Here is a 9,223-nt window from a genome sequence, read left to right as displayed (position 1 = left end):
AGCAGTTGCTCCAGTTCCCTGCGAGCCTTGCGATCAAGTACAATCAAATCATTTGCCATGCCGCGAGTGAATCATGTTCGCGACAAGCTGGGATTCAAATGTCTGTGACAGAACACTAGCGTCGCGCGGCTGCGGCATTCGTTCTGAGCTTCTTGTTTCCTTCTCCCCACAGGGGAGAAGGTGCCTTCGCGCAGCGAAGGCGGATGAGGGGCAGGCCATCGTTTCGCTCGACGAAGCTCACGTAATGGTTTCCCACCCGCGATCACGGCTGTGTCGAGGATGGCGCCGTGAATAAGCACCGGTCTCCGTTCGACGAAGGCGCGGCCGCATCGCGTGCATGCAGCGCCGTGATCGGCCTGTCATGACAAATCGGTACCCTGCGAACAGCGTCAATCCGCGCGGAGGGAAGATCATGGAACTGAAACCAGGCGATGTTGTCATTCTGAAATCCGGGGGCCATCCGATTACGGTAGCCGAGGTGCACGATCAGGCCATCGTATGCCTGTGGATGGGCGAAGAAGGCGATCTGTTTCGCGAAACGCTTCCCGTGGCCGTCCTCGAACTGGCCCGAATCGACGATTCCGATGACGAGGAAGAAGACAACGACGAGGACGAAGCTGAAGACGAAGTCGAGGAAGACGACCTCGAGAAAAGCAAGGTCGCCTGAGATCTTCGCTTGCAATGCCGCCGGGTTCCGACACCCGGCGGCATTGCAACGCCTGAATTTTCTTTAAGAGAACAACGACCGCAGCGCCGCCGAAATCATCACCAGCCCGCCCGCGATCACCGCGACGTCGAGGATCGCGGTGTGAATTCGCACCGGCATCCGTTCCACAAACGCGCGGGCCAGAAACGCGCCGGGGATCGAGATCGCCCCGATCAGCAGGGCAAAGGCCAGCACCTGCGCGGTGATGACGCCGGCGAGGCCGAACACCGAAATCTTGATGATGGAGGTCGCGACCGAGATCACCGCGTCGGTGGCGATCACGGCGGCGCCCTCGAGGCCGGCTGCCATCAACAGCGCCAGCAGGATCACGCCCGAGCCGGAGGTGCCGCCGACCACAACGCCGTAACCCACCGAGCTCGCGGCCAGGCCGGCGTCGCCGATCCCGAGATCGCGGCGTTTTGCAGGACGGCGCAGCGGCACGCTGGCGATCAGCATGGTGCCGATCACCAGCGCGACGCCCGCGCTGGTAAGCAGCGTATAGCCGTAAGCGCCGAGGGCGGTGGTCAGCGCCGCGCCTGCGATCACGATCAGCGCGCGGCGGCGATCGATGTATCCGGCATAGGCGGCGAAGCGGCTGAGATTGGTGAAGATCGAGGAGATCGCGATGATCGGCACCACAGGTTCGGCGCCGATCAGCGGCACCAGCACCAGCGGAATCAACGCGCCGGTGCCATAGCCCGCGAGGCCGCCGACCACCGAGGCGAACAGCGCGATGCAGGCCACCAGCAGAAGCTGGCCTAAGGAAATATCGGCGAAGCCGGCGAGGATGTTCAAGGAAGCAAGCTCAAAGCCTGAGGTCGCGGGTAAAACGCGCGACGGCCTGGTCGGCGATGGCTTGCACGGCGGCCTCCTCCAGCGGGAAATTCGCCGCCAGCCAGCCGTCTTCGGCCAGCACCAGCACCTGTCCGAGCAGCGGGCCCTGGGCGATGCCGCGGGCGATGAAATCCGCCGCCTTCAGCGGGAATTTCGGCGCGCTCCAGCGCTGCGGCAGGGTCGCGAGCTCGCGCCATGGCGCCGGATCGACGCCGCGTCCGGCCCGCGCCCAGGCCAGCATCAGCCGGTCGCGGTAGCGGTCCTCGCCGAGCCGGTAGAGCCTGCGCCGCGCGATCGCCTCGTCCATGCCGGCGAGCCGCCACCAGCGGTGGCCCATGGAATCCAGCGCTTTGGTTTCGGCATTGGTGAGACGCATGCGCAGCGCGACGCGCTTGGCGTCCTCGGTGACGGCGACTGCGAGCGCACCGAGCCGGCGAGCCGAATCCGGCGCAAGTCCCAGCAGCCGCTCCGCCGCGATCATCGCCGCGAACGGTCCGGTGTAGGCGACGCCGCCGAAAATCTGCAGCAACAGCCCGCCATCCGCCATCGCCTGCACCGCGACCGCCGCCCCCTCCGCGACCATCAGCTTGAGCATTTCCATCCGCACGCGCTCGGCGGACAGCGTGGCGAGGCCGGCGCGGCCGCCGATGCAGGCGAGGATGCCGGCGCGATCGGGCTCGCCCGCGCCGTAGGCGGCATGAATGCGGAAGAACCTGAGGATGCGCAGATAGTCCTCGGCGATCCGCGCATGGGGATCGCCGATGAAGCGCACGCGTCGCGCTTCTATATCGTCCCATCCGCCGACATGATCATGCACGACACCGGCGGCATCAACCGACAGGCCGTTGATGGTGAAATCGCGCCGCTCGGCGTCGCGGACCCAGTCGCGTCCGAACGCGACCACAGCCTTGCGGCCGAACGTCTCGGTATCCTCGCGCAAGGTGGTGACTTCGAACGGATGCGAATCGACCACCAGCGTCACGGTGCCGTGGTCGATACCGGTCGGCACGCTCTTGATGTCGGCCGCTTTGGCGCGGCGGATCACCTCTGTTGGCAGCGCGGTGGTGGCGATATCGATATCGGCGACGGGGCGCTTCAGCAGCGCGTTGCGGACCGCACCGCCGATCACGCGCGCCTCCTCGCCATGGCCGTTGAGCAATTCCAGCACGCGGGCGGTCGGACCGGATCTGAGCCAGGGCGCGTCCGACAGCACGCGCGCGCCACTCATTTTTCAACTCCGGGAACGAGTTTGCCATCCTCGATATGCGCCGGAACGTAGGTCGAATCCGGCGGCGCCCCGCCAAATTCCGCCAGCAGCAGGAAGCTGACCACGACCAGCAACAGCGCGCCAACCGCCAGCTTGGCGAGCACATGCATCGGCCAGGACGATTGCACCAGCAGTCCGGAGCGGGTCGCGATCAGGAACGCCGCATAGACCGCGAACGGGATCAGGAAAATTCCGACTTCGGTCAGAACCGGACGGATCATCGCAGGCATATCCGTTCGTACAGCACGCGCAGAATGCCCGCGGTGGCGCCCCAGATATAACGTTCGGCGAACGGCATGGCGTAATAGGAGCGCTCCATGCCGCGGAATTCCTTGCTGTGCAGCTGGTGGTTGGCCGGATCCATCAGGAACGCCAGCGGCACCTCGAAGGCGTCGTCGACCTCGGACTGGTTGATGTGCAGCTTGAAGCCGGGCTTCACCCGCGCCACCGTCGGCATGATGCGAAATCCGAAACCGGTCGCGTACAGATCGAGATAGCCGAGCGGCTCGACGAACCTGCGATCGAGCCCGATCTCCTCCTCGGCCTCGCGCAGCGCGGCGTCGAGGGGAGAGGCGTCGGTGACGTCGATCTTGCCGCCGGGAAAGGCAATCTGGCCGGCGTGATCGTTGAGATGCGCGGCCCGCTGGGTCAGGAGCACGGTCGGCTGCGGATGGTCCACCACCGGGATCAGGACCGCGGCGGGACGCACCGGCTGCTCGCGCGCGATGATCTCCAGCATGCGGTCGGTGCCGTGATCGCCGCTTTTCGGAATGATGTTGGGATCGACCAGCCCCGGCGGCACGTCGAAACCCAGCCGTGTCCGGCTTCGATCGAAAAACTCCATGGAGCTGATCGCGGCCGGATCCGTCTTCAGCATCGGCTCGTTCAAAGCGCTTCCCTCACCTGCTCCGCATCGGCCATCGCAAAGAATTCGCCGCCGGATTCGATCCCGAACATGGTGATACCATCGACCACCCGCTCCTCGCCCATGTCAACCAGATCGTAGTAAAGCGCCCGCGTCACCTTCGCCCACAGATCGGCGCGGACATGCAGATAGGGCGTCAGGCCGCCGTCGGCGGCGGCCTCGAATCGCAAGCGGTGGGCGGAATCGCAAGGCACCCAGTCGTCGACATTGGTGCGGAAGCGCAGGAGCCGGCCGCGGCCATCGGTTTCCCTGGTCATCTCGACGGCCAGAAACGGCGCGTCGTCGACGCGAATGCCGACCTTTTCCACCGGAGTCACGAGAAAGTGCTTGCCGTCCTCGCGCTTCAGGATCGTCGAAAACAGCCGGACCAGCGCCGGCCGTCCGATCGGCGTGCCCATGTAGAACCACGTGCCGTCAGAGGCGATTCGCATGTCGAGATCGCCGCAGAACGGCGGGTTCCACAGATGCACCGGCGGCAGCCCCTTCGCCGCGGGGCTGGTATTCGCTGCGTTCGTGGCTGCAGCGGTCAGCCCTTCGAGGCCCTGATTGCTGGTCTGCCCTTGCTTCGCCATTGTTTGCCCTGACTCTGACGCCTCAATTTGGCACGTTTGATGCACCTTCCGGTACATATCCCGAGCGAGATGCCCGGTAGACTACCGCTCAGGTCGCTACATCGTGATGCCGTTCATACCCCGAAACGCCGATAAGGTGGGGATAGTTTAATTCAACGAATACATGGCCTTCGCATAAGTTTAGCATGGGGTTGCCGGCATCATGGCGCAAGCGGCGCTGCGGGCTGGATGATCCCGAGACGTGACGCGAAGATTCGATCCTGAAGGAGAACCAGATGGCTGGCGCAGACAATGTCGAAAAACTCGACGACGTGATCGTCCGCTCGGCCGAACAGGTCGCCGGTCAAATCCGTGTCGCGAGGGATGCAATCTCCACCGTGATTTTCGGCCAGGACCGGGTGATCGAAAATACCCTGGTGACGATCCTGTCCGGCGGCCACGCGCTGCTGATCGGCGTGCCCGGCCTCGCCAAGACCAAGCTGGTGGAAACCTTAGGGATCACGCTCGGACTGGATGCCAAGCGCATCCAGTTCACGCCCGATTTGATGCCCTCGGACATTCTCGGCGCCGAAGTGCTGGACGAGAGCGTCTCCGGCAAGCGCTCGTTCCGTTTCATCTCGGGGCCCGTGTTCGCACAGCTCCTGATGGCCGACGAAATCAACCGCGCCAGCCCGCGCACCCAGTCCGCGCTGCTGCAGGCCATGCAGGAGCAGCACATCACGGTGGCCGGCGCGCGCCACGATCTGCCGAAACCGTTCCACGTGCTGGCGACGCAGAATCCGCTGGAGCAGGAAGGCACCTATCCGCTGCCGGAGGCGCAGCTCGACCGCTTCCTGATGGAGATCGACGTCGATTATCCGGACCGCGACGCCGAGCGGCGCATCCTGTTCGAAACCACCGGCGCCGACGAGACGCTGGCCAAGGCCGCGATGACTTCGGAGATCCTGATCACGGCGCAGCGGCTGGTGCGGCGGCTGCCGGTCGGCGACTCCGTGGTCGAAGCGATCCTGTCGCTGGTGCGCTCCGCACGTCCGGGCGACGAAGGCGGCGAAACCGGCAAGCTGATCGCCTGGGGGCCGGGTCCCCGCGCCAGCCAGTCGCTGATGCTCGCGGTGCGCGCCCGCGCCCTGCTCGACGGCCGCCTCGCGCCCTCGATCGACGACGTGCTCGATCTGGCGGAACCCGTTCTCAAGCACCGCATGGCGCTGACCTTCTCCGCCCGCGCCGAAGGCCGCACCATCCCCGACGTCATCAGGCAATTGAAGACGCGGATTGGTTGATGGCCGCGGACACCAGGCACGCGCCTCAGGAGATCACAGCCATCCGACGTGCCGACGGCGAAAGCCGAACGCTCGCCGCCTCGCTGCCCCGTCTCGTGCTCGAAGCCCGCCGCATCGCCGCCAATGTGATCCATGGTCTGCACGGACGGCGCCGCGCCGGCGCCGGCGAAAGTTTCTGGCAGTACCGCCGCTTCGTTTCGGGCGAGCCGGCGCAGAATGTCGACTGGCGGCGCTCGGCGCGCGACGACCATCTCTATGTCCGCGAGCAGGAATGGGAGGCCTCGCATACGGTGTGGCTGTGGCCGGACCGCTCGCCATCGATGGCGTTCGCCTCGAAGCAGGCGCGCGACAGCAAGCTGGAACGCGGACTGATCGTCACCTTCGCGCTCGCCGAACTGCTGGTCGCGGGCGGCGAACGCGTCGGTATTCCCGGCCTCATGAACCCGACCGCGAGCCGCAGCGTGATCGACAAGATGGCGCAGGCGATGCTGCATGACGACGCGGCGCGGCTCAGCCTGCCGCCGTCCTTCGTGCCGGCGGCGCTGGCCGAAATCGTGGTGCTGTCGGACTTCTGGTCGCCGCTGCCGGAAATCAAGACCATGCTGGCGGGCCTGTCGGCCTCCGGCGCGCACGGCACGCTGATCCAGATCGTCGATCCGGCCGAAGAAACCTTCCCCTATTCCGGCCGGATCGAATTCGTCGAACCGGAGAACGGCACCGTCATCACCGCCGGCCGCGCGGAAAAATGGGCCGATGATTACGTGGCGCGCGTGGCGCTGCATCGCGCCGAAATTCGCGCCGAGACCAACAAGCTCGACTGGCTGTTCTCGACCCACACCACCAGCCGTTCGGCCGCCGAGCTGCTGCTGTTCCTGCATTCGGGCATGATGGTGAGCAAGGGCAGCGCGCGCGGCGCCACCGTCAAAGTGGGGCGACGGGCATGATTGCCGGGCTCCCCCTCGCTTTCGCGCAACCCCTGCTGCTGCTGGGCCTCTTGAGCCTGCCGGTGCTGTGGTGGCTGTTGCGGGTGATGCCGCCGCGGCCGCGGCGCATCGAGTTTCCGCCGACGCGGCTGTTGTTCGACATCGCGCCGAAGGAGGAAACCCCCTCGCGCACGCCATGGTGGCTGACCCTGCTGCGGCTCGCCGCCGCCGCACTGGTGATCCTGGCAGCCGCCGGCCCGATCTGGAATCCGCAAACCGGCCTCGCCGGCTCCAGCGCGCCGCTGGTGATCCTGCTCGACGACGGCTGGAGTGCGGCGGCAAGCTGGGACTCCCGGATCAAGGCCGCGGACGAACTGATCGCGAATGCCGACAACGACCGGCGCGGCGTCACCCTGGTGCCGCTGTCGGAGCCCACCCGCGACATCACCCTGATGCCGGCGGGCACCGCGCGGGTGGCGCTGCGCCAGCTCGCGCCCAAGCCCTATTCGATCGAGCGGGTGGAAACCCTCCCCGCGCTGGAGCGTTTCCTGAAAGCCACCGGCGACGCCGAGATCGCCTGGCTGTCGGATGGCGTCGATACCGGGCGCGGCCCGGAATTCATCGAAGCCCTCGGCAAGACCATCGGAGATCGCAGCTTGACGGTTTTTGAGGGCGGCACCGCCCCCCCGCTCGCGCTGGCCGCGGCCGAAAATGCCGCGGCGAAGATGACGGTGAAGGTGCTGCGCACCGGCGGCGGCGTCGCCGCGGGCGTGGTGCGCGCGATCGACCTGAAGGGGTCGCCGATCGGCGAGGCCCGCTACAGCTTCGCGCCGCAGGATCGCGAGACCGAAGCCTCGTTCGACCTGCCTGTCGAATTGCGCAACGACATTTCCCGGCTCGAAATAGCCGGCGAGCGATCCGCAGGCGCAGTGCAATTGCTCGACAAGCGCTGGCGCCGCCGCGCCATCGGCATCGTCTCGGGATCGACCAGCGATACCGCGCAGCCGCTGCTGGCCTCCACCTTTTATCTGACCCGGGCGCTGGCGCCGTTCGCCGACGTCCGGCTCGGCGATCGCGGCGCGCCGCAGCAGGCGATCACCCAGTTTCTCGACCAGAAGCTGCCGATGATCGTGCTGGCGGATGTCGGCACGCTGTCGCCCGAAATTCGCGAGCGCATCGGCGCGTGGATCGAGCAAGGCGGCGTGCTGGTGCGGTTCGCCGGCCCGCGGCTGGCGCAGGCCGACGACGATCTGGTGCCGGTCAAGCTGCGCCGCGGCGGACGCAGCCTCGGCGGCAGCCTGACCTGGGAAAAGCCGCAGCATCTGGCCTCGTTCGCGGCCGACGGGCCGTTCGCCGGCCTCGTGGCGCCGAAGGATGTCACCGTCAACCGCCAGGTGCTCGCCGAACCCAACGCGGCGCTGGCGACCCGGAGCTGGGCCTCGCTGGAGGACGGCACGCCGCTGGTCACAGGCGAACATCGCGGCAAGGGCGTTGTCAGCCTGTTTCACGTCAGCGCCGACATGCGCTGGTCCGACCTGCCGATGTCCGGCAGCTTCGTCGAGATGCTGCGAAGGATCGTCGATTCGTCCGGCTACACGTCCACGCCGGGCGCCGGCGTCGCGGGCGAAGCCAGCGCCGAGACCGTGGCGCCGCTGCGCACGCTCGACGGCTTCGGCGCTTTCGGACCGCCGCCCTCGACGGCGAAGCCGCTGCCCGCCGACTTCCGCGATCGCGCCACGCCGGATCACCCGCCCGGTTTCTATGGACCGGCCGACGGCCCGCTCGCGGTCAACACGCTGGCGGCGGCCGACCGCATCGCGCCGCTCGATACCGCATCGCTGCGCGCGCAGCGCGCCAGCTACACCAATACCGAGCCGCGCGACTTGCGGGGAATTCTGCTGGCCGCGTCGCTGGCGCTGTTCCTGATCGATGCCGTGATCGTCGCTCTGCTCGGCGCCGGCATCGCCGCGCTGTTGCGGCGGCGCGCGGTACCCGCCGCGCTGGCATTCGCGCTGGCGCTGTCCACGATCGTCGCCACGCCCTCCCCGGCGCGCGCGGACACCACCGACGAGTTCGCCATCAAATCGGTCGCGCAAACCCGGCTGGCCTATGTCGTCACCGGCAACGCCGACGTCGATTCCATCGTCAAGGCGGGGCTATCAGGGCTGACGCTGTTTCTGGCGCAGCGCACCGCGCTGGAAGCCGGCGATCCCGTCGGCATCGATCCGGCGCGCGACGAACTGGCGTTCTTCCCGCTGATCTACTGGCCGGTATTGCCGGGCGCCGCGAAGCCGGCGCAGGACGCCATCAACCGCATCGACGCCTACATGAAGCAGGGCGGCACCGTGCTGTTCGACACCCGCGACGCCATCGAGGCGCCGCCCGGCGCCAATGGCGCATCGCAGACGCCGGGCATGCTGGCGTTGCGCAGCATTCTCTCCTCGCTCGACGTTCCCGAACTCGAGCCGGTGCCGCGCGAGCACGTGCTGACCAAGACCTTCTATCTGCTGCGCGATTTTCCCGGCCGCTTCACCTCGGGCCAGACCTGGGTGGAAACCCTGCCGCGCGACGAAGACGACGAGGCCGCCTCGCGGCCGGCCCGCGGCGGCGACGGCGTCTCGCCGATCATCATTACCTCGAACGATTTGGCCGGCGCCTGGGCCTTGCGTCCGGACGGCCAGCCGATGCTGCCGCTGACGCCGGGCGAACCGCGGCA

At 67.1% G+C, this 9,223-nt stretch carries 9 protein-coding genes; 4 read left to right on the top strand and 5 right to left on the bottom strand.

The window, feature by feature from the left end; genetic code table 11:
- Nucleotides 1-412: 412 nt before the first annotated feature.
- On the top strand, nt 413-667 hold the full coding sequence (locus Q7U29_RS26475; RefSeq protein WP_304746398.1) for a YodC family protein: 255 nt from the start codon (nt 413-415) through the stop codon (nt 665-667).
- A 63-nt stretch (nt 668-730) separates the two neighbouring features.
- Here Q7U29_RS26475 and Q7U29_RS26470 read toward each other — a convergent pair whose 3' ends face one another.
- From Q7U29_RS26470 to Q7U29_RS26450, 5 genes are read right to left on the bottom strand one after another with little or no spacing between them, the layout of a single operon-like run.
- Nucleotides 731-1,501, bottom strand: a complete 771-nt coding sequence (locus tag Q7U29_RS26470) for a sulfite exporter TauE/SafE family protein (RefSeq protein ID WP_304746397.1) — start codon at nt 1,499-1,501, stop codon at nt 731-733.
- Between the two features lie 10 nt (nt 1,502-1,511).
- Nucleotides 1,512-2,768 (bottom strand): CCA tRNA nucleotidyltransferase, encoded by a 1,257-nt coding sequence (locus Q7U29_RS26465; RefSeq protein WP_304746396.1) that lies wholly within the window; start codon nt 2,766-2,768, stop codon nt 1,512-1,514.
- Nucleotides 2,765-3,028, bottom strand: a complete 264-nt coding sequence (locus Q7U29_RS26460) for a DUF6111 family protein (RefSeq protein ID WP_304746395.1) — start codon at nt 3,026-3,028, stop codon at nt 2,765-2,767. The genes Q7U29_RS26465 and Q7U29_RS26460 overlap by 4 nt, the downstream gene beginning before the upstream one ends.
- Nucleotides 3,025-3,684 (bottom strand): CoA pyrophosphatase, encoded by a 660-nt coding sequence (locus Q7U29_RS26455; protein ID WP_370691836.1) that lies wholly within the window; start codon nt 3,682-3,684, stop codon nt 3,025-3,027. The genes Q7U29_RS26460 and Q7U29_RS26455 overlap by 4 nt, the downstream gene beginning before the upstream one ends.
- An 8-nt stretch (nt 3,685-3,692) precedes the next feature.
- The gene (locus tag Q7U29_RS26450) at nt 3,693-4,304 is read right to left on the bottom strand and encodes a DUF1285 domain-containing protein (RefSeq protein ID WP_304746393.1); all 612 of its coding nucleotides are present in this window, start codon (nt 4,302-4,304) and stop codon (nt 3,693-3,695) included.
- A 275-nt stretch (nt 4,305-4,579) separates the two neighbouring features.
- On the opposite strand from Q7U29_RS26450, the gene Q7U29_RS26445 reads away from it, so the two are divergent.
- The 3 genes from Q7U29_RS26445 to Q7U29_RS26435 form a co-directional block, all read left to right on the top strand.
- A complete protein-coding gene (locus tag Q7U29_RS26445; protein WP_304746392.1) occupies nt 4,580-5,584 on the top strand; it encodes a MoxR family ATPase in 1,005 nt (334 codons plus the stop codon).
- Nucleotides 5,584-6,528 (top strand): DUF58 domain-containing protein, encoded by a 945-nt coding sequence (locus Q7U29_RS26440; RefSeq protein ID WP_304746391.1) that lies wholly within the window; start codon nt 5,584-5,586, stop codon nt 6,526-6,528. Before Q7U29_RS26445 ends, Q7U29_RS26440 begins: the two co-directional genes overlap by 1 nt.
- Nucleotides 6,528-9,223, top strand: a 2,696-nt coding sequence (locus Q7U29_RS26435; protein ID WP_304746390.1) for a DUF4159 domain-containing protein, incomplete at its 3' end; no start/stop codon positions are given. The genes Q7U29_RS26440 and Q7U29_RS26435, both read left to right, overlap by 1 nt.

The organism is Bradyrhizobium sp. (assembly GCF_030654605.1).
Classification (GTDB): domain Bacteria; phylum Pseudomonadota; class Alphaproteobacteria; order Rhizobiales; family Xanthobacteraceae; genus Bradyrhizobium.
Note: the sequence above shows the minus strand (reverse complement) of the source record. Positions and strands in the feature narration are given on the sequence as shown.